We start from the raw sequence: 25,505 nt of genomic DNA, 5'->3' as shown, positions 1-25,505 counted from the left end.
TATAGTCAACGATGCGTACAGTTAATGGCATTAACTATCGAGGAGCATCGATGGCTTTCAGCGACCAGGAACTCGAGTACCTGAAATCCCAGCCCATCGCGCGGCTCGCCACGGTCGGCTCCGACGGGCAGCCGGACGCCGTCCCGGTCGGGTTCGAGTACGACGGAACGTACCTCTACATCGGCGGCGTCGACCCGGTGCGCACACGAAAGTTCCGCAACGTGCGGGCGGGCAATTCCAAGGTCGCCGTGATCCTCGACGACCTCCCGTCGACCGACCCGTGGATCCCCCGCTATCTGCGCATCTACGGCGAGGCCGAACTCGTCGAGCGCACCGGCCGCTTCGGCCCGGGCAGCTACCTGCGGATCACGCCCACCACCTCCTGGAGCTTCAACCTCGAGGGCAAGCCCTTCACCCACGACGACACAGTCATCACCACGCGCACGGAGCATGAGCTGCACGGAACATGAGACCGTGACCGGATGAGCTTCGACACCCGAGCCGGCACCCGTGGCGCTCGGCAGCCGAACGGCCGCGCCTGGCGCTGGCTGAACAACTTCGTGGCCCCTGTGATCCGGCGCCGGGGCGGCAGAGTCGCCGGCATCGACATCTTGGTCCTGCACACGATCGGACGCCGGTCCGGTGAGGTCCGGATGACACCGGTCAGCTGGCTCCCGGCCGCCGATGGCAACCGGCTGATCATCGCCTCCGCGGCCGGCGCCCCGGCGAATCCGGCGTGGTACTACAACTTGGCCGCACATCCCGACCGGGTCCGCATCGAGGTCGGCAAGAAGACGATCGAGGTCCATGCGGAGCAGCTGCACGGCACGGAACGCGCCGAGGAATGGAAGCGGATCATTGAGATCGCCCCGCGCTTCGCCGGCTACCAGCTGAAGACCGACCGCGAACTGCCCGTCATCAAGCTGACCGAGCGGCACTGAAACATCGGTCAGATGCTGAAGCTCGCCGGGAAGTGCCGTGTCCGCAAGGATCAGCCGACCTTCGTCCCGGCCGGTAGTACGTTGAGCGCATGCGACGACTGCTGCTGTGGGCGGCCGTGCTGGTCAGCACGGCCGCCTGCGGCGGCGGGTCCGGGAAGGAGCCTGCCGTGACCGCACCGACCAGCATCACCGTCACGAGTCCGGTCCTCCGCGACGGAGAGGCCATTCCGAGCAAGTACACGTGCGACGGCAAAGGCATCTCTCCACCACTGGCGTGGACCGGTACACCCGCCGGCGCGAAAGCTCTGGCGCTCGTGGTGGACGACCCCGACGCACCCAGAGGTACCTTCACCCACTGGGTGCTGCTCGATCTCGATCCAGGGACGAGTTCGATCACCGAGGGCACCACGCCGCCCGGCGCCAAGCAGGCGAACAACTCCGCCGGCAAACCGTCGTACTACGGCCCGTGCCCACCGAGCGGCACGCACCACTACCGGTTCACCGTCTACGCGTTGTCCAAGGCAACCAATCTCGCCGACGGCGCCGGTCTCGACGAGGCCCTCGAAGCCATCGACGCCGCCACCATCGCCCGCGGCCGGCTCACCGCTCTGTACAGCCGTTGACCTCAATGTGACTCAGGTCACAGGGAGCGAGTCATTGACGTTTCTGACTACGTAGACACATTCTGACTACGCAGTCAGAACACACCCGTGAGAGGCTCATGACCATGGCGAAACCGGAGGGCGGCGTCGGCTCGGCGCGGCGTCGTCCGGGGAGCACGGACGTGGCCCGGCTGGCGGGTGTCTCGCAGAAGACCGTTTCCCGGGTGCTCAACGACGAGCCGTACGTCAAGGAGGAGGTCCGGCTCCGGGTCCAGGCGGCCATGCGGGAGCTCGGATACCGCCGCAACGACGCCGCCAGGGCGCTGAACTCCGGCCGAACCAAGCGGATCGGGGTGGTCTGCCTCGGTACGGCGCTGTTCGGCCCGTCGACCCAACTGGTGGCGGTCGAACGCGCGCTGCGGACGACCGGTTACTCGGTCACCATCGTGAACACCCTCGAAGGCGACACCATCGCGGATGCGGTCGAGCACCTGCTCGAGCAGGGTGTCGACGGGATCATCCTGTCCGAGCCGATCGACGAGGGCGACGGCGTACCGATCGAGGCCGATCTCCCGGTGCTGAGCTTCGGCCGGTTGCACGGGCTCAACGCGAAGCCGAGTCTGGTCACCGGCGGCGACAACGTGGACGCCGGCCGGAGCGCGACCGAACACCTGCTCGGCCTCGGGCACCGGACGGTCTGGCATGTCGCCGGCCCCCAGCGCTGGTGGGCCGCCCAGGACCGGCTGGCGGGCTGGCGCCAGGCGCTGGCGGCTGCCGGTGCGCCCGAACCCCCTGTGCTGGAAGGCGATTGGCTGCCTGCTTCCGGCTACGCCGCGGGCCGTGAACTGGCCGCGAATCCCGATGTCACCGCGATCTTCGTCGCCAACGACGACATGGCCATCGGGGTACTGCGTGCGCTCGCCGAGGCCGGCCGTTCGGTCCCCGGGGATGTCAGCGTCGTCGGCTTCGACGACATCCCCTCCGCGGCGTTCCTGACGCCACCGCTCACCACCGTCCCGCAGGACTTCGACGTCCACGTCGACCGCGGGATCGCGAACCTGGTCACCGAGATCGAGTCGCCTACCGGCGATCGCTCGCCACTCCCGGAGCCACCTCCGCTCCGGCTCGTCGTCCGTCACTCCACCGCCGCGCCACGTCCGGCGGGCTGATCGCCGCATCACCTCCGGCGCGCGGCCGCCGGAACCGCCCTGGGCTTCGCCGCCGCACTGGCTCTGGCCACCTGCGGTGGAAGCGCCGGCGGCGTCAAGACCTGATTCCCTTCTATTATTGGAGAAAGCGTGCACGAGCGTGTGCTCTTCGGAGCTGCGTACTATCACGAATACCAACCCACCGACCGCCTCGAGCGGGATCTCGACCTGATGGCCGAGGCGCGCTTCTCGGTCATCCGCGTCGGCGAGTCCGTCTGGTCGACCTGGGAGCCGGAGAACGGCCGCTTCGATCTCGACTGGCTGCAACCCGTCCTCGACGGCGCGCACCGGCGCGGTATCGCGGTCGTCCTCGGCACTCCGACGTACGCCGTGCCGCCGTGGTTGGTGCGGTTGCATCCGGAGATCACCGGCGAGCGGAAGACAGGCCAGCGGATCGGGTGGGGTGCGCGGCAGGAAGTCGACTTCACGCATCCCGGCTTCCGGTTCCACGCCGAGCGGGTGATCCGGAAGATCGCCGACCGGTACGCCGGGCACCCGGCCGTGATCGGTTTCCAGGTCGACAACGAACCAGGGAACGAGCTGCTGCACAACCACGGCGTCTTCCAGCGCTTCGTGGACAGCCTCCGGCACAAGTACGGCGACGTCCAGAGCCTGAACGACGCCTGGGGCCTCGTCTATTGGTCGCACCGCCTGTCGGACTGGGCTGACCTGTGGACTCCCGATGGCAACGTCCAGCCGCAGTACGACGTGGCGTGGCGGCAGTTCCAGGCAGATCAGACAACGGAGTTCATCGGCTGGCAGGCCGACATCGTTCGCGAGTACTCACGGACGGACCAGTTCGTCACCACGTGCATCGCCTACGACCGCCCGGCCGTCGCCGACGACGAGCTGGTACGGCGTCTGGACGTCACCACCGGCAACGCGTACTACGCGATGCAGGACGGCCTGCAGCACCCACCTCATGGTCCGGCGCGGCAGGGCTGGACCACGACTGGCACCTGGGCGCTCTACCTCAGTGCAGACCGGATGTACTCGTCCCAGCAGCGGCCGTTTCTCGTCACGGAGACCAACGCGCAGTCCATCGGGTCCCCGTGGAGCAACCATCCGGCGTACGACGGCCAGTGGCGCCAGGCAGCATGGGCTCTGGTGTCTCGTGGCGCCACGATGGTCGAGTACTGGCACTGGCACACACTGCACTTCGGTGCCGAGACCTATTGGGGTGGAGTCCTTCCCCACAGCGGCGAACCGGGCCGGGTCTACCGGGAGATCGCACAGCTGGGTGCGGAGTTCGAGGCCGCCGGCTCACTGGTTGCCGGCATCACCCCGGACAGTGACGTGACGATGCTGTACTCGGTGCCCAGCAAGTGGCTGATGCAGAAGTACCCGGCACTCGCGAAGGAAGACGGCAGCCCGGACGAGCGCGCGTACCACGGATTCTTCGACCCCTTCTATCGTGGGGCTTTCGACGCCGGCCTTCAGGTCCGCATCCTGCACACGAGCCAGTTCACGGGCTCGGTCGAGGAGCATCCGATTCTCGTCGTACCCGCGCTGTATCTGGCCGACGACGACCTGCTGGACCGGTGGATCGCGTACGCCGAAGCCGGCGGGCACCTGGTCGTCGGACCGCGCACGGGATACGCCGACGAGGAAGCGCGAGTCCGCACCGACGTCCAGCCCGGCAGGCTGTCGGCCGCAGCCGGTGTCTGGTACGACGAATACAGCAATCTCGACGCAGACCTGTCCGTTCAGGGTGCCGGCCTGGAGCTCGGGGACGACGCTGCCGCAACTCGCTGGGTGGACGGGCTTCAGCTCGACGGCGCCGAGGTGCTGGTCGGCTATGACGATCCGCACTTCGCCAGATGGCCGGCGATCACCACGCGGGCCTACGGCTCCGGCCGGATCACGTACGTCGGCACGGTTCCCAATCCGGCACTCGCCGCAGACCTGTTCCGGTGGATCAAGCCCGACTCATGGTCGGAGCGGCCGAGAAGCGTGACCGTGACGTCCGCGACCGCTGCGGACGGACGGCGGCTCCGGTTCGTCCACAACTGGTCGTGGGACAGCGTCGACCTCAAGATCCCCGGTCCGGCCCGCGACGTGCTCGCGGACCGGCCCACGAACGGCAAGCTCGAGCTCGGGCCGTGGGATGTTCGCGTCCTGGTCGAGGATCAGTAACCGTAGCCGCCGCCACCGCCGGATGAGCTGGACGGAGCCTGGGTGGGCGCCGCTGCCGTAGTGGTAGCGGCGTGCCAGGTGAAGCTCATGCCGGAGAACGAGTCGGTGACGTTGTTGCCCTGGGCCTTGCCGGCCCCGGTGTCGAGTTTGAAGGTGTAGAGCGGTTTGCCCTGGAAGGTGAGCTGGTCGGCGCTGGTGTCCGAGCGCTTCATGACGCCCAGACCGGTGACAGACTTCGCGTCCGCGGCCGTACCCGTGGCCGGCATCCAGAAGCTCAGGCAGTTGCCGGTGCACTTGACCATCCCGCCGGCCTCCTGGTCGGCGAAGTACAGCGTCTTACCGGACGAGTCGACCAGCGTCTGACCGACTCCGCTCACGTTCTGGACCGAAACCGCAGCCCCTGTCGCAGCCCCGCCGCTACTGGTCTGGGCGGTGTTGTCGCTGCCGCACGCGGCCAGCGTTCCGACCGCGGCCACGGTTGCTCCTAGCAACAATATTGTCGTTTTCATCGGTAGCTCCTTTCACCGGCAGATACGTGCGACAGCGCCGACCGGTTCAGTTGAACCTTGTACGGTTCCGCTACGTAGTTCTGAGGTGTGGATAACGACACGCTGGTCCGCGCGTTGTCTCCTGCACGCCGTACCGGTTGAAGACACCGAGACGGAGCGGCCGGAGCTGGGGCCGCTCGTGCTCAAGAAGAGGAAGCGGCCGAGGCGTCTCCGCTGGGTGCGGCCGGGGACAAGGTGCTCAGCACCATGTCCCCGACCTCGCACTGAATCACCAACTGTTGTTGGAGATCCCCGTGCCCAGGATGACCTGGTCGTACGTGTTGCCGTCGTTGTCGTCGGTGTAGGCAACAGCCACTTCGGCGTACGGCGAGACCGCCACCGTCATCTGCTCTTGCCGACCAACTGTGGCCGAGCTCAGCTGCTGCGGCGACAGTCGTCCTGTGTCCGTGCCGTCCGTCCCGAAGCCACGGATCCACACATCGAGATCAGTGGCCTGGACCGTCCAGCCCACCACGGTCTGCGCTTGGTCGTCGATCCCGATCGACGGCGCAGTACCCGCGGCCGCAGCCTGTACGTCGGCATACCGGGCGGTGCCCGCCGAGTCGAACGAGCGCGTGCTGAGCGCCGTACCCGATTGCCATGCGACCGCGAAGTCGCCGTTGAAGTTGGCTGCGACAGCCGCGTGCGTCTGCTGGCCCGTCGTCGTGGCGTTGGCGAGCCGGCGGGACAGGCTGGCTGCGCCGTTGGTCCGACCCAGACGGATCAGTCCGATGTTGTAGTCGCCGTTAGCGTCGCCGTCCTCGTCCCAGACGACCACTGCGTCGCCGGACGCGGACACCGCCACGTCCGGGTTGTGGTGCTGGCCGGTCGTCTGCGAGGCGGTGACCTCCCAGGCGCGTGTGGTCGGTCCGGTGTAGCCGGCTGCCTTCACGGTGGCCGGCGTACCGGTCTGGATGTCCTCCCAGACAACTGAGAACGCGACTGCGGCAGTGGATGGCGCGCCGTCCGGGTCCACAGCCACCCGCGGGTTGATCTGCTGGCCGGTCGCGCTCGTGTTCGCGTTGCCAGACGCTGTCACGGTGCCGGCAGTGTTGAGGACGCGGTACGGGATGTTGTAGAACCCATTGCCGTCCGGGTCGTCCTGCCACACCACGACTGCATTGCCGTTGTCGTCCAGACCGACGTCCGGGTGCAGGTGCCGCCAGTTGGTCACTCCGCTGTCGCCACCGGTGGAGAGCTTCTTCTCGTACACAGCAGTGCCGTTGTGGAACAGCCGGACCCAGATGTCGGTGTGGACGTTGTCGGTCGCGTTGTCGGTGTCGCGGTCGTCCTCCCACGCCACAGCGACGTACCCGTTCCGGTTGATCGCAACGGACGCATTGTCCTGGTCGCCGGTGGACACGCTGTTCGCCGTGACCCACGTGGGTGCGGCAACGTGCGCGTCAGCAGGGATGGCAGTGAACACCAGAGCAGTCGCAGCAAGCGCCGTAATAAGTAGCGTCTTCATAGTCACACCGCCTGCAGTCCGGGCTGGCCCTCTTGGATGACGAACGACTTCGCAGTAGCCGCGGCGGCGCCGTGCTCGGACACCTTCGCGACGTTTCGGAAGTCGGCCCGCATCTCGGTCGGACTGACTGTCGCGCGGATGTAGCCACGCCGGTTGTTGTAGAACTTCAGCCACGGATTCGTACCGACGTCTGGGATCGTCGTAGCTCCGTCGCCGTCACCGCTCGAGGTGACAGAGCTGGTGACGAGTTCGGTGCCGATGGTCGCCGAGTTCGCGTTGTTGTAGTCGGCCTTGAGGTCGTTCGCCCACGCCCGGTGCACATCTCCGGTGAGTACGACGGGATTGCGGACCGACCGATCCACCCAGCCCTGCTGGATCCGCGCCCGCGAAGCGCGGTACCCGTCCCAGGAGTCCATACTCGCGCCGGTCGAGTTGAAGCGGCGGGCGAAGAACACCTGCTGGCCGATGATGTCCCACGTACCGAGGTGCTGCCCCAGACCGTCCAGCAGCCACGTCTCCTGCGGGTTGCCGGGCAGACTGCGGCTGGCCAGATCGGCGTCCGAGCACAGCTGCCAGCCGTCACCACATGCCTGGTCGTTGCGGTACTGGCGGGTGTCGAGCATGTGGAACGTCGCCAGACTCCCCCACCGCAGCCGCCGGTACAGCTGGATGCTGTTGCCGCTGTTCACCTGGGCGGGCCGCAGCGGCATGTTCTCGTAGTACGCCTGGTACGCCGCCGACCGTCGCGCGGTCCACTGCGCCGCGGTCAGCGCAGGAGTGTTGTTCTCGCGCACGGTCCCGGCGTAGTTGTTCTCGACCTCGTGGTCATCCGGTACGACGATCCACGGCGCGACCGCATGCGCAGCCTGCAGGTCCGGGTCCGTCTTGTACTGCGCGTACCGGCGGCGGTAGTCCGCGAGCGACACAATCTCGTTGCCGAGGTGGAGTCGCGGGCGGCCCGTCGTCGGACCGTACTCGTAGATGTAGTCGCCGAGGTGCAGGATGACGCCCGGGTTCTCCTCGGCCATCCGGCGATAGACGGTGAAGTAGCCCTCCTCGTAGTGCGAGCAGGAGGTGAACGCCATCACCAGGTCTCGCCCGGCGGCGCCGACCGCGGGTGTGGTGCGGGTCCGGCCCACGGGCGAGATGTGGCCCTGGGCCCGGAACCGGTAGAAGTAGTCGGAGTCCGGGTTGAGGCCGCCGGCGATGGCGTGCACCGAGTGCGCGGCGGCGTACTGGGCAGTGACTGTGCCGGATGCGACCAGAGTGCTGAAGGTGTCGGTGGTCGACACCTGCCAGTCCACGGTGACGTCGGCGTTCGCCATCCCGCCCTGACCGTCGGCGTTGGTCGGCGACGGGGCCAGGCGGGTCCACAACACGACGCTGCTCGCGTCCGGCTCACCGGAAGCGATACCGAGTTGGAACGGGTACGGGACGGCGGCAGTGGCGGTGATCACGGACGACTGGGCGGTGGCTGATTGACGGGCCGGGAGGGCGCCGACACCAGCCGCGGCGAGTCCGCCGAGAACGAGGGTCCTGCGACTGATTGGGCTCATGAGCCTCACCTTCACGGGTACTCAGGGCGGCAGGCCCCCGGATGGCCGAACGCTGGGTGACCATCCGGGAACCTTGAGTGTGTGCGGTGTTTCATGCCCATGATTGCGCAGCTTTCGTAACTTTCCTACAGCATGAGGATGAGCAAAATCGCGGCAGGAATGCCTTCCATGAGCGCGTTCAGCCACAGACGCCGCTCGGTCACGACCAGTACGACGGCCAGGAACGTGTGCTGCGCCGCGGTGAAGGTCACCAGCGCCTCCCCCGCCGGCTCATGCCCGTTGACCGCGAGGATCACGCCGATCACCAGGGCGGCCGCGGTCGTCAGGTTGTACCAGCCCACGTTCACGGTCCACAGCCGGACCGCGTCGAAGTCGGTCGGCTTGGTGAGGAACAGCGGATACAGCCTCGGATGCCTGTAGAGGATCGACTCCATCACGAACACCACGGCCAGCATCACCGCGATGCAGATCGCCAGCACCTGCGCCGCCGTACTCATGCGAGCGAGACCCCGTGACAGGCGGAAACCTCGCCCAGAGCGGTGTAGTCGGTCGGGTCGGCAGTCGCCAACTCCGCGAAGAAGGCGCCCATCCGGTCGGCCTGGCTGATCGTGAGGAACTTCGCCGACGGCGTCAGCACCGAAAAGGTGTTCAGCGTGCCGGCCGGGATGCTGATCGACGAACCCGGGCCGAGGTCGTAGCCCTGATCGCCTGCCTGGACGAGGATCCGGCCCTGCAGCACGTAGAACGCCTTGCTCCAGGACTCGCTGTGCGGCGGGGCCGCGTCGCCGCGGGGCGCGTCGATCTCGAAGAGCTCGTACTGCCCGTCGGTGTGCTCGGCGCCGATCTTGACTGTCACGGTCGCATCCGGAGCGGCGTGCTCGACCCCGCTGCCGGCGTTGCTCAGATGCACTGATTCGGTCATGGCCGCGACGCTAGGTTGCAGCGGAGGCGGCCGAAATCCCGTGCGGCTGGGCTCAGGAGCGGACCGGAATCCCCACATTTGCGGGATAGTCGGCCCGGGTACGGCGGCGCATACTGAGCGCATGTGGGAGGGCCAGGCGCGGGCCGCGCGCCGGGACATCGCGGCCCTGGCGACGTCGGGGATGGGCGTCGTCGACCTGCACGCGGCCGCGATCGAGGTGGTCGAGCGGGTGGTCGGCAGCGAGCTGACGTGCTGGGCCGGCCTTGATCCGGGCACGCTCGTGATCAGTTCGATGACCAGCGGGCAGGCGCGCATCCCCTCGGAGTACGAGCCGAGGCTGGCGGAGACGGAGTACGCCGGCAGCGTGCCGAACTCGTTCGCGGAGCTGGCCCGGAACGATCGCCGGGTCGCGCGGATGTCCGACCTGCCGTACCGCGAGGTCGTCGGGCACCGGCGGCTGAACGAGGTGTGGCGGCCGCTCGGGATCGAGCACGAGGTGCGGGCCACGTTCACCGTCGACGGGGACTGTTGGGGTGCGGCCGGGTTCGTGCGGAGCGGGTCCGACTTCAGCGATCGCGAGGTGGAGTTCCTCGGGTCGGTGGCGCCGGTGATCGGAGCGGCGACGCGGGTCGCCGTACGGACGGACGCGCACGGGTACCGCGGAGGGGTCGGCCCGTCGATCGTCGTCACCGGGCCGAACGGCGAACCTCGGGCGATCACCGCGGCCGCGCAGACCTGGCAGGACGAGCTGAACGAGATCGCGCCCGGGCGGTTCGACGTACTGCTGCGCGCGGTCGTCACCGGCGCCCGGGTGGCGGCCGGCGGGACCTTCCAGGCCCGGGTGCAGACGGCGTCGGGCGGATGGGTTGTCCTGCAGGGCAGCCGGTTGCTCGGGGACAACCACGAGGAGGTCGTGGTCACGATCGAGCCGGCGTCCGGACATCACCTGGTCGGGATGCTGCTGGCGGCGTACGGCCTGACCACGCGCGAGCGGGAGATCTGCCTGGAGGTGATCTCCGGGCACACCACCACCGAGATCGCGGATCGGCTGTCGATCTCGCCGCACACGATCCAGGACCACCTCAAGTCGGCGTTCGCCAAGGTCGGCGTCCGCAGCCGCGGCGAGCTCGTCGCGACGCTGCGCCCCGAAGATCTGACCGTCAGGCCATAGCCAGCTGCTTGCGATACGTCCCTGGCGGTACGCCGAAGTCGCGCTTGAACGCCTTCGCGAACGCGAACTCCGATGTGTAGCCGATCTCCTTCGCGACGGTGGCGAGCGGGCGATCGTGATCGCGCAACAGCCGCGCCGCGGTCGTCATCCGCCAGCGGGACAAGTACGTGAGCGGCGGCTCGCCGACCGCCTCGGTGAACCGTCGCGCGAACGCGGCCCGCGACAACCCGACACCGGCCGCAAGATCGGCCACCGTCCATGCCGCGCCAGGCTTCTCGTGGATCAGTTCGAGCGACTGCACGACAGCGGGATCGGTCAGCGCCCGCGCCCAGCCGCGATCCGTTGGGCAGTCGTTGTTCTCGAACCAGGCCCGCAGGATCAGAACCAGCAGCGCATCGACGAGCGCCGGTACGACGGCGGCCGCGCCGGGCCGCTGCGCGTCGAGTTCCTCGCCGAGGATGCTGATTGCCGTGTGCAACGTTCGGTGCCGGCCCGGATCCGCCGGCACGACGACCACGTCGGGCAATCTGCTCAGCACCGGGTGCGGACGTTCGCGATCGAGCCGGTACGTCCCGCACAGCAGCAGCGTGCGGGCGCCCTGACCGTGCGGCGGCTCTTCGACCGACGGATCGAAGTCGACGGTCGGCGACTCCGGATGGTCGGCGAGTGTGTGCTGGAGGCCGCGCGGGAGCAGTACGGCGTCGCCCGGTCCCAGCGGGATCGGGTCGCCGTCCGGCGGCAGCAACCACGCCGTACCCTGCAGGACCAGGTGGAACGTGGCACCGAACGAGTGCCGGAACCGCAGTCCCCACGGCCCCCGGACGTCGGTGCGCCCGGACGTGGCCGGACCGGTCTTCATCGCGGAGACGACATCGGCGAGCACATCCATGTCCACCATCATACGCGCGCCAGTCAAGACGATGAGACATAAACCAGCGCTCCATAGACATAGATCCGCTCGCTACACCTGTCTACTGTCGGTGACAGACATCAACGACTAGGAGTACAGATGAGCATCGTCGTCACCGCAGCAACCGGCCACCTGGGCAATCTCGTCATCGACGAACTGCTGCAGCGGGTCCCCGCCGACCAGGTCGTCGCGGTCGCGCGGAACGCCGAGAAGGCCGCCCCGATCGCCGACCGTGGCGTCGAGGTCCGGATCGCCGACTACAACGACCCGGCCGCGCTGGCGAAGGCATTCGGCGCCGGGGACACGGTGCTGCTGATCTCCGGGCTCGAGCCGAACCGGTTGGACCAGCACAAGTCGATCATCGCGATCGCGAAGGACGCCGGCGTCGCGCGGATCGCGTACACCGGCGCGCTCGGCGGGCCCGAGGCCGACTTCGACCTGGCCGCCGATCACCGCGCGACCGAGCAGGCGATCCTCGACTCCGGGCTGCCGTACACGTTCCTCCGCAACGGCTGGTACAACGAGGTCTACACCGACCAGATCGCCGTACAGCTGGAGCACGGTGTTGTCGGCAGCGCGGGCGACGGGCGGATCGGCTCGGCCGCGCGCCGGGACTACGCAGCCGCGGCGGCCGTCGTACTGGCCGGGGACGGGCACGAGAAGAAGGCCTACGAACTGAACGGCGACGTCGCGTGGACGCTGACGGAGTACGCCGCCGAGCTCGCCCGGCAGTCCGGGAAGAATGTTGCCTACAACAACGTTCCGGCCGAGACGCACCTGCAGATCCTGATCGGCGCCGGGGTGCCGGAGACGTTCGCGCCGATCCTCGTGGACGTCGACGCCGCGATCGCCCGCGGTCGCCTCGCCGGCCGCGGCAGCGACCTCAGCCGCCTGATCGGCCGCCCCACCACGCCGATCGCCGACTCGATCGCTGCCGCCCTCACCGACTGACTGTCAGGTAGCTCGTTTCCGTGCTTTCTTGCCTGTAGACGTGAAAGAGGCCGGAATCCGCTGTGCAGCGGACTCCGGCCTCCTGTCGTCGGGTTCTGTTACGCGCTCTTCTCGCGGCGCTTGGTGCGCTCGATCTGGTCGCGTGGGATCAACGTCGGGTTGACGTTCTCCAGGACGACGTCGCCGGTGACGACGACCTTGGCGACGTCCTCGCGGCTCGGCACCTCGTACATCACGTTGAGGAGGACCTCTTCCATGATCGCCCGCAGGCCACGGGCGCCGGTGCCGCGCAGCAGCGCCTGGTCCGCGATCGCCTCGACCGCGTCGTCGCTGAACTCCAGCTCGACGTTGTCGATCTCGAACAGTCGCCGGTACTGCTTGACCAGCGCGTTCTTCGGCTCCGAGAGGATCTTGATCAGCGCCTCGCGGTCCAGCGGCGACACCGTCGTGATGACGGGGAGCCGGCCGATGAACTCCGGGATCAGCCCGAACTTGAGCAGGTCCTCCGGCATGACGTCGGCGTACCCGCCGAGCTCCTTCGGCTTCTCCGGCTCGCGCGAGGTGTTGAAACCGAGGGTCTTCTTGCCGACCCGCTGCTCGACCATGTGATCCAGACCGGCGAACGCGCCACCGACGATGAACAGCACGTTGGTCGTGTCGATCTGGATGAACTCCTGGTGCGGGTGCTTGCGGCCGCCCTGCGGCGGGACACTCGCGGTGGTGCCTTCCAGGATCTTCAGCAGCGCCTGCTGGACGCCCTCGCCGGAGACGTCGCGGGTGATCGACGGGTTCTCGCTCTTGCGGGCGATCTTGTCGACCTCGTCGATGTAGATGATCCCGGTCTCGGCCTTCTTGACGTCGTAGTCGGCCGCCTGGATCAGCTTGAGCAGGATGTTCTCGACGTCCTCGCCGACATACCCGGCCTCGGTCAGCGCCGTCGCGTCCGCGATCGCGAACGGGACGTTGAGCATCCGGGCCAGCGTCTGGGCGAGGTAGGTCTTGCCGCAGCCCGTCGGGCCGATCAGCAGGATGTTGGACTTGGCCAGTTCGACGGCCTCGTCCTTCGCGTGCCGGCCCGCGCTCGAGGCGCCCTGACCGTCGCGAACCCGCTTGTAGTGGTTGTACACCGCTACCGCGAGCGCCTTCTTCGCCACGTCCTGTCCGACGACGTACGCGTTGAGGAAGTCGTAGATCTCCCGCGGCTTGGGGAGCTCTGTAAGACCGACCTCGGAGCCCTCGTTCAGCTCCTCCTCGATGATCTCGTTGCAGAGATCGATGCATTCGTCGCAGATGTAGACGCCGGGACCGGCGATGAGCTTCTTGACCTGCTTCTGGCTCTTCCCGCAGAACGAGCACTTCAGCAGGTCGCCGCCGTCACCAATGCGTGCCACCGGGACAGATCCCTTCTATGCGCAGTCGGACCGTTTCGACGGTACCCCGTCGCGGGCTAAAAAACCGCGCTCGCCACCGGGTTGTGACTACGCCGGTGGCGAACGCGTCGAGCTCTTGACAGCCCGTCGGCCGGGTCAGACGCCGGCCGGGACCGGGGTCTTGAGGGTCTGCAGGACGTCGTCGATCAGGCCGTACTCGATCGCCTGCTCGGCGGTCAGGAACTTGTCCCGCTCGATGTCCCGGGAGACCTCCTCGCGCGACTTGCCGCTGGCGTCGGCGATCATGGTCTCCAGCAGCGCCCGCAGGCGGAGGATCTCGTTCGCCTGGATCTCGATGTCGCTGGACTGCCCGTAGGTGCCCTCGGTGGCCGGCTGGTGGATGATGATCCGGCTGTTCGGGAGGGCGAGCCGCTTGCCCGGCGTACCGGCCGCGAGCAGCACCGCCGCCGCGGAGGCCGCCTGGCCGAGGCAGACCGTCTGGACATCGGGCTTGATGTACCGAACGGTGTCGTAGATCGCGGTCAGCGCTGTGAACGAGCCGCCCGGCGAGTTGATGTAGATGCTGATGTCGCGGTCGGAGTCCATCGACTGCAGGCACAGCAGCTGCGCCATCACCGCGTTCGCGATCTCGTCGGTGATCGGCGTGCCGAGGAAGATGATCCGGTCCTCGAACAGCTTCGTGTAGGGATCGATCCGGCGCATGCCGTACGACGTGCGCTCCTCCCACTGCGGGATGAAGTAGTTCATGGTGCGTCCTAACTGGAGTGGGAGATCAGGAGTTCGGGCTGCCCTGGCTCAGCTGGGCGGCGCTGGTCACGACGTGGTCGATGAAGCCGTACTCCTTGGCCGCCTCGGCGGTGAACCAGCGGTCGCGGTCCGCGTCGTTCTCGACCTGCTCGAGCGGCTGGCCGGTGTGCTCGGCGATCAGCTTGAACAGCAGCGCCTTCAGGTGCAGCGACTGCTCGGCCTGGATCTTGATGTCCGAGGCCGTACCACCCATACCGCCGGACGGCTGGTGCATCATGATCCGCGCGTGCGGCAGCGAGTAGCGCTTGCCCTTCGCGCCGGCGCAGAGCAGGAACTGGCCCATGGAGGCCGCCAGCCCCATCCCGACGGTGGCAACGTCGTTGGAGATCCACTGCATGGTGTCGTAGATCGCCATGCCGGAGTCCACCGAGCCACCCGGCGAGTTGATGTACAGCCAGATGTCCGCGCTGGGATCCTGAGCGTTCAGCAGCAGCATCTGCGCGATGATCGCGTTCGAGTTGTCGTCGCGAACCTCGGACCCCAGGAAGATGATGCGGTTTTTCCGCAGCTCGCGGTAGATGTCGTCGTCTTGTCCGCCGGAGCCGTTGCCGCCCGCGGCGGTGGGGCTGGCTGCAAATGTCTCGTTCACGAACCCGACATTACTGGTCGGCGGCGACAGACCTAAGGCTGGGCCGCAGGTGTTCGCTCACGGCGCACCTCGCCGCCCGTTTCGTCTGCTGTGAGCGAATTCGGCGCGCTTTTCACCACCCGCACAGGACGACGGACCCCTGCTCGTCGACAGCTGCCTCGTCAGGTACTTCGCCGAGCTCCGGCCGGTCGACCTCGGGCTCCTCCAGCAGCACGGTCACACCCGCCTCCTCGCCCGGAAATCGTTTCACCGGCCACGCTAGGCGGTCCAGCTGTCGGTTTCCTTGCAGCCGGTTCGCAAAATGCGAACGGCCCGGAACCCCTGCTGGGGTTCCGGGCCGTTACGGCGTTGATCAGGCCTTCGCGGGCTCCTCGACCGGGGCCTCGGCGTCGGCCGCCTCGTCGGCGCCCTCCGCCTCCGGGTCGGCGTACGTGCCGTCGGGCTGCAGGGTCTTCAGCTCGACCGTGTTGCCGGACGCGTCGGTGACCTTCGCGTTCTCGACCAGGTACGCAAGGGCCTTGCCGCGGACGACCTCGGACACCAGGCTCGGGACCAGGTTGTTCTCGACCGCGTGCTGGGCGAACTGGTCCGGGCTGACGCCGGAACGCTGCGCGTGCCGGACGATGTGCTCGGTCAGCTCCTGGTCGTTGACGCTCAGCTCCTGCTGCTCGGCCACCAGGTCCAGCACGAACTGCGCCTTGATCGCGTCCTCGGAGCGCTTCTTCAGGTCCTCGTCGAACTCTTCCTGGGTCTGCTCCTCGCCCTCGAGGAACTGCTCCATCGTCATCCCGGAGTACCCGAGCTGCTGCTCCAGGTTCTCCTTGCGGGCGGCGAGCTCGTCGGTGAGCAGGCCCTCGGGCACCGGCACGTCGACCAGCGTCAGGATCTTCTCCAGCACGGCGTCACGCGCCTCGCCGGCCTGCTCGAGCCGCTTGCCGCGCTCCAGCCGGGTGCGGACGTCGGCGGTCAGCTCCTCCGCGGTGTCGAACTCCGAAGCGGTCTGCGCGAACTCGTCGTCGAGCTCCGGCAGCTCCTGCTCCTTGACCGCGGTTACCGTCACCTCGACGTCGACGTCGTCGCCCTTCAGCGCACCGCCGACCAGCTGGGTGACGAACGTCTTCTTCTCGCCGGCGTTCAGGCCGATGACCGCCTCGTCCAGGCCGTCCAGCAGCTGACCGCTGCCCACCTGGTACGACAGGCCGGTCGCCTGCGCCTCCTCGACCTTCTCGCCGTCCTTGCTGGCCGACAGGTCCAGCGTGATGAAGTCCTTGTCCTGCACCGCACGCTCGACCGGGTTCAGCGAGCCGAACCGCTGCCGCAGACCCTCGATCTGCTCGTCGACCTCGTCGTCGGAGATCGCGATGTCCTCGACATGGGCCTCCAGGCCCTCCAGGTCCGGCAGGGTGATCTCCGGGCGGACCTCGACCTCGGCGGAGAACTGCAGGCTCTCCTTGTCGTTGAACTCGGTCACGTCGACCTCGGGCCGGCCGATCGCCTTCACCTGGTTGTCACTCACCGCCTGCGAGTACAGCTTCGGGAGCGCGTCGTTGATCGCCTCCTCGAGCACCGGGCCGCGGCCGACGCGCTGGTCGATGACCTGCGGCGGGATCTTGCCCTTGCGGAAGCCCGGCACCTGGATCTGCTGGGCGATGCTCTTGTACGCCGCGTCGAGGCTCGGCTTGAGCTCCTCGAACGGCACCTCGACAATGAGCTTGACCTTCGTCGGGCTCAAGGACTCGACGGTGCTCTTCACGGTGGCGGTTCTCCTTGATTCGGTGACATTGCAAGCCAGGGCGACGGCCCGGACCGCAGCAGTGCTGCAGGGGGTTTGTCGGGGCGACAGGACTCGAACCTGCGGTCTCCTGCTCCCAAAGCAGGCGCGCTAGCCACTACGCTACGCCCCGCAGTGACCGCACGAGTCTAGTCGACCCGAACCAGTGCTCGCGCCACCACCCCGGCCGAATACCGTTTTGAGTCCGACCGGGTCCGTATGGAATCATGTCCGAGCACCGCGGGTGTAGCTCAATGGTAGAGCCCTAGTCTTCCAAACTAGCTACGCGAGTTCGATTCTCGTCACCCGCTCGGGCGAGTGGCGAGGCATGCCTGCGGAAAGCGCAGGCGGCCTCGCCCTCTTCTTTTGTGCGCCTTCGCTCCGCTCGGCGCGAGCGGGGGCTCCGCCACCCGCACCCCCTTTTGCCTTCGCTTCGCTCGGCTCCTGGGTCGGGTTTGCCTCTTCGCTCGGCGCCGGGGTCGGGGTTTGCCGCTTCGCTCGGGACCAGTACTCCGGACAGTTCGTCGTCGTCATCGCCCTTGGCCTCAAGAGTGACCACCTCGCTTAGCAGAGCAGCGATCTCCCGAGCCCGTTCGTCGGTGTTGTGCTGGTAGATGAGCGCCGCGCGCATCGAGCCGTGCCCCATCCGGTGCATCAGTTCCTTGGTCGACGCACCACTCTTCGGAGCCAGGTGATTACCGGTGTGACGCAGGTCATGGAAGTCGAACCCGGCAGTCAGCCCCACCGTCGCGGTCCACTTCACCGTTGAGCGCCAGCTCCCCCGCTTCGGAGCGTCCCCCCGGCCGCTCGATCGTACGGCCATCACGACACGCATCAAGAGCGCCTACGGCGTCCGTACGGGATCGGCAAGCCGACTCTTGACAGGCGCCGCGCTGACCTGTGTTGGCAGCTATTGGGGGACGGGGCAGGTGTGGCCGCGGCGCTAGTCCAGGAACGTCCAACCAGCGAGCACGTATGCCGTTGCACCCCCGATGATGCAAAGGATCAGGAGCAACTGCGACAGGCAGGATGCTCGATCACGTCGGTCGATGGCTTCCCGCTCCTCACGAGACATGCGACGGTAAGCGCGCGCCTTCATCCCAGGCGGATCGAACACCCGCGCCGGTCGACCTCCCGTGATGAGGAGGATCAACAACGAAACCAGCGTCGCGCCTCGAAGAGCACCGAGCAGCGAAGTTCCCTCGATCCCGCAGCGCACGAAGAAGGCGCTACTGGCCGCCACCACGCTCACGAGTACCTCGCCAGCCTCCCATCCACTCGCCCGGGCACTTACCAGGGCGAGCACGACATACACCAACCATGTCGCCGCGAAGAGGCTGAGCCAGAGGGTCATGCCGCGCATCTTCTCGCGGGCGATTAGCGAGCGATTACGAGAGGGCAACTGAGGTCAGTCTCGGTCACTCCGCAGCCACCGGCTCAGGCTCACCACCAGACGGTGAGCGTGGCGGAGACCGATCTTCCAACTAGCTACGCGAGTTAGATTCTCGTCAGCCGCTCGGGCGGATGGCGAGGCATGCCTGCGGTAGGAGGGGCGGCGGTTTCGCTACCGTCAGGCTATGGTCATGCGCGCCCGAAGAGTCGTCAGGTACTGCAAGTGAGCGCGGTCCCGTTCGAGGAGTCGTACGTCGGCAGCTTGCGCAAGTACGTCGGCGCCCAGCGAATCATCACGCCCGGTCCGCGAGCCGTGATTGTCAACGATTCCGGTGACGTGCTCCTCGTCCGACGCAGCGACGACAACACGTGGGTGATGCCGGCCGGCGGCCTGGAGCTGGGCGAGTCGATCTGGGACGCGCTGGTTCGCGAGGTGCTGGAAGAGACCGGCCTGGTCGTCGAAGCGGCAACCCCGATCGCGCTGTACACGGGCCCGCAGTACTGGTTCACCAACGCATACGGCGCTCACCACCAGATGTTCGCGGTCGTGTTCCGGGTGGACCGTTGGAGCGGCTCGCTGCGCACCGAGACCGATGAGACCCGGGATGCTCGGTTCTTCTCGCGCAGCGACCTGCCCCCATTGCGGGACGTCTACCGGGAAACCCTGGCCGACCTGGACGCGTTCGACGGAACCCTGATCCTGAAGTGAGGCCGTGGCTGTCGACACGCCCGCGCGGGCAACGAGATCGGCTGCTTCGGGCTGACCGAGCCGGACTTCGGATCGAACCCGCAGACATGGGACAGCCTGTCGTATCCGTGCATCACCTGACCGACCTGATGGTGTACGGACTGGACGAGATTAGGCGTGTTCGGCCCGTCGACCGACGGCCTTGGGGAGGATTGTGCACCGGATCGGGCGCAGGATCCTCCCCAACCTAGCGTCGCTCATGGAGCGGGTTGACTTGGGTGAATCAGGCACGGAGTAGGGCTACGGCGTCTATGGAGGCGGGGGCTGTGCTGGTGGAGATGATCTTCAAAGCGCCTGTACGGAAGACGGTGGTGGGGAGGTAGGTGACTACTCGGCTGGTGGTGGTTGCGGCCAGGGAGACTGTGCCGATTTTGATGTTGGCGTGGTAGATGTCCACACGTCCCTGGCCCGGGCCGTGGAGGGCTATGAGGGCTATGCGTTGGCCGGCTTCGGTGGCCTTGGTTAGGTAGGCACCGTTGGCTTTGAGGATGGTGGTGGTGCCTTGGAAGGCCAGGGTGCTGGTGGTGCGGGTGACGGTGCCGGCGGAGGTCAGGGCTCGGTCGTCTTCGGGGGCTACTGAGCAGATGGGGGCGGACCACGCGGACAGGTTGCCCAGGTAGTCGCGGGAGCGGACCATGAAGCACTCGTCCCAGCCGAGGCGGGGAGCCCATGTGATCGACGTGATGCGCGTGTTCTGCCAGGTGGCCGGGTAGATCCACTTGCCGAACGCGACACCTGGTGCGGCGGTCTTGTAGACCACGTCGTACGACGCGATGTCGGTGTCGTCCTTGTACGCCCAGCGGACAGTCGCGGACCCACTCAGCTGCACCCGGTCGCCGATCCGCCACGTGATGAGCGACGGCGCGGTGCCGTCGACCTCACTGCAGTACGACGCACTCCACGCACTCACATTGCCCGCGTAATCGCGGGCACGGACCGACCAGCACGTGTCCGTGCCGATCGGAGCGGTCAGACTCGCACCCGTCGTCTTCAGCCCCTGCCACGCGGACACCAGGTTCCAGGCGCCGTACGGCGACGTGCGGTTCGGGCGCTGCTGGATGCGCAGGTCGTAGCTCAACACGCCCGTAGCGGGCGAGTTCGGGTCCTGCGGGTCAGTGAAGGCCCAGTCGAAGGACAGACTGGTGTTGTCACGGACCCGGTCGCCGGCCGACGCACTGGTCAGTACGGGCGCAACCGTGTCCGGGTGCTGCTGCGGGTCCGGACTCAGCCAGCTCAGCGTGATCACACGCGGATTGCCGTCCGAGTCGGCGTACACGATCTTCGCCAGACCGGAGCCGTCCGCGCGGAAGCTGGGACCGGCGGTGCGGATCGGTCCGTACCTGCGCTGCCCGAGAGACGGATCGTTGAGGTCAGTGACCAACAGGTCCGATCCGGACGCCTGAACCGCAAAACCATTACCCAGCTGTGAGTCCGCGGCCACCGACAGATTCCGCGGCGGCTGCGGTCCGTTGACGTCGACAACCTGGTTACAGCCGCTCAGCACAGCCCACCGGCCGTTCACGCCGTCCGGGCCGACGGTGCACGCAGTCGCGACCAGCACAGTCTTCACGTCACCAGTAGTCAGGTTCTTGCCGTCCAGATGCCCTGGCGACGTCACCTTCCACACGGTGTCGCCGGACATGGCGAACGGCGGCGCGTAGTCGGCCAGCTTGGTCTTGGAGGCGACGTCGTACACCTCTGCGGTCGCTCCGGCCGGCGTGCGGTGCGAGACGAGCTTGCCGCCCTTCCCGAGCACCACGTCGTCCGCAGCGGGGAATGTGAGCCCGCCGACCTTCGCCGTACTCCCGTCGAATGTCAGCAGCGCACTCCCCTCGACCTGCAGCGGCTTACCGACATTCGTGCCGCCGGACGCGGTCCAGGTGGTCCCGTTGTTGCTGGTCTCGTAGACCGGGTTCGACACGACCACCCGGGCACCGGACATCCCGACGTCGACCGCAGACCGCCCTGGGACGAGCACACCCGCCCCGAGGTGCGGCGGCGGGTCGGCAGCCAGCGCCTGCGACGCCGAGACCGGCAGCAGTACGGCGGCGCACACAGCCGCCGCCTTGACCCGAAAGCTCACCACGAGAGACCCCCCAGTACTCCGAAGACAACGGGCCGCACCCTAGCCAGTAACCACCGGTAACGGAAGCACCCTGGAAAACAGAGTGACACACCGTGACTCCAAGAGGATCCTGGAGGGCTGACCAAGGACGGCAGCCACGAAAGGAATGAATGCAGGCAGGGATCACGGTATCGGCGGCAGAACTGCCCGAAGTACTGCTGCACGTCGCAGTGGTACGCCCGGTCTTCCTTTGGGGCGCACCGGGGATCGGGAAGAGCAGCCTGGTGCGGGCGTTCGCGGAATCGCTCGGTCTGGAGTGCGTGACGCTCCTGGGCACGCAGCTCGCGCCGGAGGACCTCATCGGCGTACCGCAGATCGTCGATGGCCGCAGCCGCTTCGCACCGCCCGTGGCCATCGCGCGGGACGAGCCCTACTGCCTGTTCCTCGACGAGCTGAACGCGTCGTCGGCCGAGGTCCAGAAGGCGTTCTACTCGCTCATCCTCGACCGCCGGATCGGTGAGTACGAGTTGCCGGAGGGCTCCGTGGTGATCGGCGCCGGCAACCGCGCCACCGACAACGCGCTGGCCCGTCCGATGGCGAGCGCACTGGTCAACCGGCTCGTCCACGTCCACCTGCGTGCCTCCGCGAGCGACTGGCTGCAGTGGGCCGGTACGGCGGGCATCCACCCCTGGGTCCTCGAGTACCTGCGCAACCGCCCCGACCACCTGTGGACCGCCCCGCCGAAGATCGAGGAGCCGTTCTCCACCCCGCGCTCGTGGCACATGCTCTCGGACGCCCTTCACTCGTACGGCGACGGCGTGTCCGACGAGACGCTTCGGGTACTTGCCTTCGGCACCTTGTCCGCCGCGCACGCCTCCATGTTCCGCGCGTACGTGAAGACGGTCCGGCACGCCTTCGGCCTGGACGCCGTACTCAAGGGTGAGACCGGTTGGCCGGCCGCTCCGGAGGACCGCGACCTGCTGTACTTCCTCGCCGAGACCTTCCGCGCCCGTCTGATCAAGGAACTGGCCGCCGACAAGGCCTCCGCGAATCCAGCCGCCCGTCAGCTCGCGCACCGCGGCAAGGCGCTGCTGGTCGAGCTGGCGGAGATCTCGCTCGAGATCGCTCAGCTGGTGATCGCGTCCGACGACGACGGCCGTCCGGTGCTGCCGACGTGGTTCCTGGTCGAGGTCAGCCGCGATCTGCCGCGGCTGGTGGCGGCGCGTGCCTAAACGCCACAAGCAGCGGGACCCGGCGTGGGAGGCGATCCAGGCCGCCTGGACGACCGTCGTACAGCACCCGCTGTTCGCTCCGATGGCCGATTGGGCGCGCAGCCCGATCCGTGACGACGACTGCCCGGCCGACGCCTGGGCGATCATCGACTCGAACGGCCAGATCCGTACGCACCGGACCCGCCGCGCCACGCCGGACGAGTGGACGTGGGTCTTCGCGCACCTGCTCATCCACCTCGGTCTCGGCCACGCAGACCGCGACCGACCGGAGCCGGACCATGCTGCCCAAGCCGCGTGCGACGTAGCGGTCAACCGCTACCTCCAGTCGCTCAAACTCGGTACGCCGATCGTCGAGCTGCCCGCGTCCTTCCCCGCGATGGAGGAGGACGCGCTGGCACGCCTCTGGCGGCGCGAAGGCGTACCAGCGGAGTACGACGGACTCGGCACGGCAGGCCGGACCTCCGACGTCGAGACGGCCCGCTGGAACGGCTGGGGCAAGCCGCCCCAGTGGGGCGAGTTGTTCGCCGCCGGACTGTCGGCCGCAGCAGCAGCGGCCGTCGAGGTCGCAGGCGGTGCACGCTCTTCGCTGAGCGCGGACCGTGGCGGACGGGACAAGTGGGACCTCGCGCTCGGCTGGTTCGTCTCGTCGTACCCACTACTCGGTGCGATTGCGTCGAGCATGACGATCGTCGCCGAGGCGGAGCTCGCCCGCGGCTGGGACATCCACGTCGCGGCAGTGAATGCAGCCGCCGGCGAGATCTACGTCAATCCGCTCATCAGCATGACGCTGAGCGAGTGGCGGTTCGTGATGGCCCACGAGATGCTGCACGCCGCACTGCGCCACGGTGAGCGTGTCGGTGGCCGCGACCCGTACCTGTGGAACGTTGCCGCCGACCTGGTGATCAACGGCTGGCTCCTGGAGATGGGCGTCGGCAGCATGCCGGACGGTGCGCTCCACGACCCGGTCCTGAAGGGCATGTCCGCCGAAGAGGTCTACGACCGCATCACCACGGACCTGCGTCGCTACCGCAAGCTCGCGACCCTGCGTGGCGTCGGACTGGGCGACGTACTCGGCCAGCCGCTGCCTCACGCAGGTGAAGCCGCACGCGGTGCTGGTCTGGACGACATCTACCGGCGGGCACTGACCACTGGTCTGGCGTACCACGACTCCGCCCGTGGCACGCTGCCTGCCGGACTGGTCGAGGAGATCCGCGCGCTGGACCACCCGCCGCTCGCCTGGGACGCACAGCTGGCCCGCTGGTTCGAGGAGCACGTGCCGGCCCTCGAGAAGACCCGCACGTACGCCCGCGCGTCTCGGCGCCAATCCGGTACGCCGGACATCCCGCGCCCGGGCTGGATCCGCCCGGTCGAGCTCGACCGGCTCCCGACGTACGGCGTGGTGCTGGACACGTCCGGCTCGATGGACCGCGAGCTGCTGGGCAAGGCGCTCGGCGCGATCGCGTCGTACTCGCGTGCTCGCGACGTACCGGCCGCCCGGGTCGTGTACTGCGATGCGGCGGCGTACGACGCCGGGTATGTGCCTGTCGACGACATCGCCGGCCGGGTGCAGGTCCGTGGGCGTGGCGGGACGGTGCTGCAGCCCGGCGTCGACCTGCTCGAGCGGGCGGAGGACTTCCCCGCGGAGGGCCCGATCCTGCTCATCACCGACGGGCAGTGCGACGTCGTCCGGGTACGGCGCGAGCACGCCTGGCTGATCCCCCGCGGTGCCTCACTCCCCTTCACTGCAAGGGGTCCTGTGTTTCGCGTGGAGTGAACAAGCTCTGCCGGCGGCGAACAGCCGTAGTCGAATGACTCTGCTGGGTGACAGGTTCACAGGTATGGCGTGGGTCGTTAACGGCGAGTTCAGGAAGCTGTGGATCGGACAGCTGGTGTCGGCATCCGGCAGTGCCGTCACGACTGTTGCCCTCCCGCTGGTGGCGGTCGTGACGCTGCAGGCATCGGCTGTGCAGATGGGTGCGCTGTCCGCAGTGTCGATCGCGCCCCATCTGCTGTTCGGACTGCTGGCCGGTGTCTGGGTGGACAGGTGGTCGCGACGGCGCGTGCTGATCTGGACCGACGTCGGACGCCTTCTGCTGCTCGGCTCGGTGCCGGCCGCGGCGGCCCTGCAGGCACTGCGGATCGAGCAGCTGTACGTCGTCGCCGTACTGACCGGGGTGCTCACGCTGCTGTCCGACACCGCGTCCCAGACGATGATCCCGATCCTCGTTCCACGAGAGGACCTCATGCGGGCCAACAGCGCCGCCCTGCTGAACCTGAACCTCGCCTCGACTGTCGGCCCGTCCGTCGCCGGTTTCCTGGTGCAGGTCCTCACAGCACCCTTCGCGATCGTCATCGACGCCGCGTCGTACGTCGTGTCCGCAATCGCGGCGTACCTGATCCGCGAACCGGACCGCATGCGCGCGCGACCCCGCTCCGAGGTGCGGCTGTCGGCAGGCCTGCGAGTGCTCTTCGGTCACCGGATGCTCAAACCACTCGTCCTCTCCGCGGCCATTGCGGCCCTGGCCGGATCTCTGCAGGCGCCACTGGTCGTCCTGTTCCTCATCCGTGAGCTGCACCGCTCGCCCGCGTTCGTAGGACTCACGCTGACCGCCTTCGGCGCCGCTGCGGTCGCGGGGACGCTGGTAGCCGGTCCGTGGTGCCGGCGGGTCGGCATCGGCCGCTCCTACCTGTCCGGCTGCTTCCTTGCCTCGCTCAACGGCGCCTTGCTCTGCACCGGCCGTACGCCGTTCATCCTGCTCGGCCAGGTGCTCGCCGGCGTCGGCATGGCGCTGTTCGGCGTACCTCAGCGCACGCTGCGGCAGGCGCTGGCCCCCGCCCACCTCCTGGGCCAGGTCACGGCCTCCTGGCGCACGCTGGTCATCGGCGGCCAGACCGCGGGCGCGGCCGTCTCGGGCGTCCTGGCGACCGCCCTCCACCTCCGCCCCACCCTCCTCATCGCCACCGCGGGCATGCTCGCGGGATCCCTGGTCGCCCTCTTCTCGCCGCTGCGCGGACTGCGCGACCTGCCGGAACTGCCCGAAGAGGAACCGGCAGGGCGATCGATGGCCTAGCACTGATTACGAACCGCGATAGGTCC

The 25,505-nt window shown here is 67.8% G+C and carries 23 protein-coding genes and 2 tRNA genes; 12 read left to right on the top strand and 13 right to left on the bottom strand.

Annotated elements, in window-relative coordinates; genetic code table 11:
• Positions 1-50: 50 nt before the first annotated feature.
• The 5 genes from EV653_RS01040 to EV653_RS01020 all read left to right on the top strand — a co-directional run bounded on the left by EV653_RS01040 (position 51) and on the right by EV653_RS01020 (position 4,887).
• Positions 51-470: a PPOX class F420-dependent oxidoreductase gene (locus tag EV653_RS01040; RefSeq protein WP_134097032.1), complete on the top strand. Its 420-nt coding sequence runs from the start codon at positions 51-53 to the stop codon at positions 468-470.
• Positions 471-482: 12 nt separating this feature from the next.
• Positions 483-941, top strand: coding sequence for a nitroreductase/quinone reductase family protein (locus EV653_RS01035; protein ID WP_134097030.1), 459 nt, complete (start codon positions 483-485; stop codon positions 939-941).
• An 89-nt stretch (positions 942-1,030) separates the two neighbouring features.
• Positions 1,031-1,564, top strand: coding sequence for a YbhB/YbcL family Raf kinase inhibitor-like protein (locus tag EV653_RS01030; RefSeq protein WP_134097028.1), 534 nt, complete (start codon positions 1,031-1,033; stop codon positions 1,562-1,564).
• Positions 1,565-1,668: 104 nt separating this feature from the next.
• A complete protein-coding gene (locus EV653_RS01025; RefSeq protein ID WP_134097026.1) occupies positions 1,669-2,712 on the top strand; it encodes a LacI family DNA-binding transcriptional regulator in 1,044 nt (347 codons plus the stop codon).
• Positions 2,713-2,841: 129 nt separating this feature from the next.
• Complete coding sequence (locus tag EV653_RS01020; protein WP_202871442.1) at positions 2,842-4,887, top strand: beta-galactosidase; 2,046 nt, start codon at positions 2,842-2,844, stop codon at positions 4,885-4,887.
• On the opposite strand, the gene EV653_RS01015 is transcribed toward EV653_RS01020, so the two are convergent.
• The 5 genes from EV653_RS01015 to EV653_RS00995 all read right to left on the bottom strand — a co-directional run bounded on the left by EV653_RS01015 (position 4,881) and on the right by EV653_RS00995 (position 9,381).
• Complete coding sequence (locus EV653_RS01015) at positions 4,881-5,396, bottom strand: hypothetical protein (RefSeq protein WP_134097024.1); 516 nt, start codon at positions 5,394-5,396, stop codon at positions 4,881-4,883. The two genes, EV653_RS01020 and EV653_RS01015, sit on opposite strands and share 7 nt — an antisense overlap.
• Before the next feature lie 268 nt (positions 5,397-5,664).
• Positions 5,665-6,903 (bottom strand): hypothetical protein, encoded by a 1,239-nt coding sequence (locus EV653_RS01010; RefSeq protein WP_134097022.1) that lies wholly within the window; start codon positions 6,901-6,903, stop codon positions 5,665-5,667.
• Between the two features lie 2 nt (positions 6,904-6,905).
• A complete protein-coding gene (locus EV653_RS01005; protein ID WP_134097020.1) occupies positions 6,906-8,459 on the bottom strand; it encodes an alkaline phosphatase D family protein in 1,554 nt (517 codons plus the stop codon).
• Between the two features lie 125 nt (positions 8,460-8,584).
• Positions 8,585-8,956 carry a DUF1304 family protein gene (locus EV653_RS01000; protein ID WP_134097018.1) on the bottom strand — a complete coding sequence of 124 codons (372 nt, stop codon included), beginning with the start codon at positions 8,954-8,956 and terminating at the stop codon, positions 8,585-8,587.
• Entirely contained in the window at positions 8,953-9,381 is a 429-nt protein-coding gene (locus EV653_RS00995) for a cupin domain-containing protein (protein WP_134097016.1), read from the bottom strand. Before EV653_RS00995 ends, EV653_RS01000 begins: the two co-directional genes overlap by 4 nt.
• Positions 9,382-9,502: 121 nt before the next feature.
• Between EV653_RS00995 and EV653_RS00990 the strand changes: the two genes are divergently transcribed.
• Complete coding sequence (locus tag EV653_RS00990) at positions 9,503-10,552, top strand: helix-turn-helix transcriptional regulator (protein ID WP_134097014.1); 1,050 nt, start codon at positions 9,503-9,505, stop codon at positions 10,550-10,552.
• Here EV653_RS00990 and EV653_RS00985 read toward each other — a convergent pair.
• Positions 10,542-11,441 (bottom strand): AraC family transcriptional regulator, encoded by a 900-nt coding sequence (locus tag EV653_RS00985; RefSeq protein ID WP_134097012.1) that lies wholly within the window; start codon positions 11,439-11,441, stop codon positions 10,542-10,544. The two genes, EV653_RS00990 and EV653_RS00985, sit on opposite strands and share 11 nt — an antisense overlap.
• A 120-nt stretch (positions 11,442-11,561) precedes the next feature.
• On the opposite strand from EV653_RS00985, the gene EV653_RS00980 reads away from it, so the two are divergent.
• Positions 11,562-12,413, top strand: a complete 852-nt coding sequence (locus EV653_RS00980) for an NAD(P)H-binding protein (RefSeq protein ID WP_134097010.1) — start codon at positions 11,562-11,564, stop codon at positions 12,411-12,413.
• Between the two features lie 98 nt (positions 12,414-12,511).
• Here the strand turns inward: EV653_RS00980 and clpX are convergent, their stop codons facing one another.
• The 5 genes from clpX to EV653_RS00955 form a co-directional block, all read right to left on the bottom strand.
• The gene (gene clpX / locus EV653_RS00975) at positions 12,512-13,804 is read right to left on the bottom strand and encodes an ATP-dependent Clp protease ATP-binding subunit ClpX (RefSeq protein ID WP_134097008.1); all 1,293 of its coding nucleotides are present in this window, start codon (positions 13,802-13,804) and stop codon (positions 12,512-12,514) included.
• A gap of 135 nt (positions 13,805-13,939) precedes the next feature.
• Entirely contained in the window at positions 13,940-14,551 is a 612-nt protein-coding gene (locus tag EV653_RS00970; RefSeq protein WP_134097006.1) for an ATP-dependent Clp protease proteolytic subunit, read from the bottom strand.
• Positions 14,552-14,576: 25 nt separating this feature from the next.
• Positions 14,577-15,200 carry a ClpP family protease gene (locus tag EV653_RS00965; RefSeq protein ID WP_134097004.1) on the bottom strand — a complete coding sequence of 208 codons (624 nt, stop codon included), beginning with the start codon at positions 15,198-15,200 and terminating at the stop codon, positions 14,577-14,579.
• Between the two features lie 352 nt (positions 15,201-15,552).
• Positions 15,553-16,953, bottom strand: a complete 1,401-nt coding sequence (gene tig / locus EV653_RS00960; protein ID WP_134097002.1) for a trigger factor — start codon at positions 16,951-16,953, stop codon at positions 15,553-15,555.
• A gap of 78 nt (positions 16,954-17,031) precedes the next feature.
• A tRNA-Pro gene (locus EV653_RS00955) sits at positions 17,032-17,104 on the bottom strand.
• Between the two features lie 107 nt (positions 17,105-17,211).
• On the opposite strand from EV653_RS00955, the gene EV653_RS00950 reads away from it, so the two are divergent.
• Positions 17,212-17,282 (top strand) — tRNA-Gly (locus EV653_RS00950).
• Positions 17,283-17,914: 632 nt separating this feature from the next.
• Here EV653_RS00950 and EV653_RS00945 read toward each other — a convergent pair.
• Positions 17,915-18,325: a hypothetical protein gene (locus EV653_RS00945; protein ID WP_134097000.1), complete on the bottom strand. Its 411-nt coding sequence runs from the start codon at positions 18,323-18,325 to the stop codon at positions 17,915-17,917.
• A 261-nt stretch (positions 18,326-18,586) separates the two neighbouring features.
• On the opposite strand from EV653_RS00945, the gene EV653_RS00940 reads away from it, so the two are divergent.
• Positions 18,587-19,072 (top strand): NUDIX domain-containing protein, encoded by a 486-nt coding sequence (locus EV653_RS00940; protein ID WP_202871441.1) that lies wholly within the window; start codon positions 18,587-18,589, stop codon positions 19,070-19,072.
• Positions 19,073-19,334: 262 nt separating this feature from the next.
• Here EV653_RS00940 and EV653_RS00935 read toward each other — a convergent pair whose 3' ends face one another.
• Entirely contained in the window at positions 19,335-21,194 is a 1,860-nt protein-coding gene (locus tag EV653_RS00935) for a hypothetical protein (RefSeq protein WP_134096996.1), read from the bottom strand.
• A 152-nt stretch (positions 21,195-21,346) separates the two neighbouring features.
• On the opposite strand from EV653_RS00935, the gene EV653_RS00930 reads away from it, so the two are divergent.
• The 3 genes from EV653_RS00930 (at position 21,347) to EV653_RS00920 (ending at position 25,479) form a co-directional block, all read left to right on the top strand.
• Entirely contained in the window at positions 21,347-22,408 is a 1,062-nt protein-coding gene (locus tag EV653_RS00930) for an AAA family ATPase (protein WP_134096995.1), read from the top strand.
• A complete protein-coding gene (locus EV653_RS00925) occupies positions 22,401-24,182 on the top strand; it encodes a vWA domain-containing protein (protein ID WP_202871440.1) in 1,782 nt (593 codons plus the stop codon). The genes EV653_RS00930 and EV653_RS00925 overlap by 8 nt, the downstream gene beginning before the upstream one ends.
• A gap of 64 nt (positions 24,183-24,246) precedes the next feature.
• Entirely contained in the window at positions 24,247-25,479 is a 1,233-nt protein-coding gene (locus EV653_RS00920) for an MFS transporter (protein WP_166679257.1), read from the top strand.
• The last annotated feature ends 26 nt before the right edge of the window (positions 25,480-25,505 follow it).

Origin of the sequence: Kribbella pratensis (genome assembly GCF_004365355.1) — a bacterium.
Lineage (GTDB): Bacteria > Actinomycetota > Actinomycetes > Propionibacteriales > Kribbellaceae > Kribbella.
The sequence above is the reverse complement of the archived record's forward strand: the minus strand, read 5'-3'. Positions and strand labels throughout refer to the sequence as shown.

Excerpts from the sequence above, each read along its gene's own strand:
- EV653_RS01040 (WP_134097032.1), top strand. The coding sequence starts at position 51 with ATGGCTTTCAGCGACCAGGAACTCGAGTACCTGAAATCCCAGCCCATC.
- EV653_RS01035 (WP_134097030.1), top strand. The coding sequence starts at position 483 with ATGAGCTTCGACACCCGAGCCGGCACCCGTGGCGCTCGGCAGCCGAAC.
- EV653_RS01030 (WP_134097028.1), top strand. The coding sequence starts at position 1,031 with ATGCGACGACTGCTGCTGTGGGCGGCCGTGCTGGTCAGCACGGCCGCC.
- EV653_RS01025 (WP_134097026.1), top strand. The coding sequence starts at position 1,669 with ATGGCGAAACCGGAGGGCGGCGTCGGCTCGGCGCGGCGTCGTCCGGGG.
- EV653_RS01015 (WP_134097024.1), bottom strand. The coding sequence starts at position 5,396 with ATGAAAACGACAATATTGTTGCTAGGAGCAACCGTGGCCGCGGTCGGA.
- EV653_RS01010 (WP_134097022.1), bottom strand. The coding sequence starts at position 6,903 with ATGAAGACGCTACTTATTACGGCGCTTGCTGCGACTGCTCTGGTGTTC.
- EV653_RS01005 (WP_134097020.1), bottom strand. The coding sequence starts at position 8,459 with ATGAGCCCAATCAGTCGCAGGACCCTCGTTCTCGGCGGACTCGCCGCG.
- EV653_RS01000 (WP_134097018.1), bottom strand. The coding sequence starts at position 8,956 with ATGAGTACGGCGGCGCAGGTGCTGGCGATCTGCATCGCGGTGATGCTG.
- EV653_RS00995 (WP_134097016.1), bottom strand. The coding sequence starts at position 9,381 with ATGACCGAATCAGTGCATCTGAGCAACGCCGGCAGCGGGGTCGAGCAC.
- EV653_RS00990 (WP_134097014.1), top strand. The coding sequence starts at position 9,503 with ATGTGGGAGGGCCAGGCGCGGGCCGCGCGCCGGGACATCGCGGCCCTG.
- EV653_RS00985 (WP_134097012.1), bottom strand. The coding sequence starts at position 11,441 with ATGGATGTGCTCGCCGATGTCGTCTCCGCGATGAAGACCGGTCCGGCC.
- EV653_RS00980 (WP_134097010.1), top strand. The coding sequence starts at position 11,562 with ATGAGCATCGTCGTCACCGCAGCAACCGGCCACCTGGGCAATCTCGTC.
- EV653_RS00970 (WP_134097006.1), bottom strand. The coding sequence starts at position 14,551 with ATGAACTACTTCATCCCGCAGTGGGAGGAGCGCACGTCGTACGGCATG.
- EV653_RS00945 (WP_134097000.1), bottom strand. The coding sequence starts at position 18,325 with ATGACCCTCTGGCTCAGCCTCTTCGCGGCGACATGGTTGGTGTATGTC.
- EV653_RS00930 (WP_134096995.1), top strand. The coding sequence starts at position 21,347 with ATGCAGGCAGGGATCACGGTATCGGCGGCAGAACTGCCCGAAGTACTG.
- EV653_RS00920 (WP_166679257.1), top strand. The coding sequence starts at position 24,247 with ATGGCGTGGGTCGTTAACGGCGAGTTCAGGAAGCTGTGGATCGGACAG.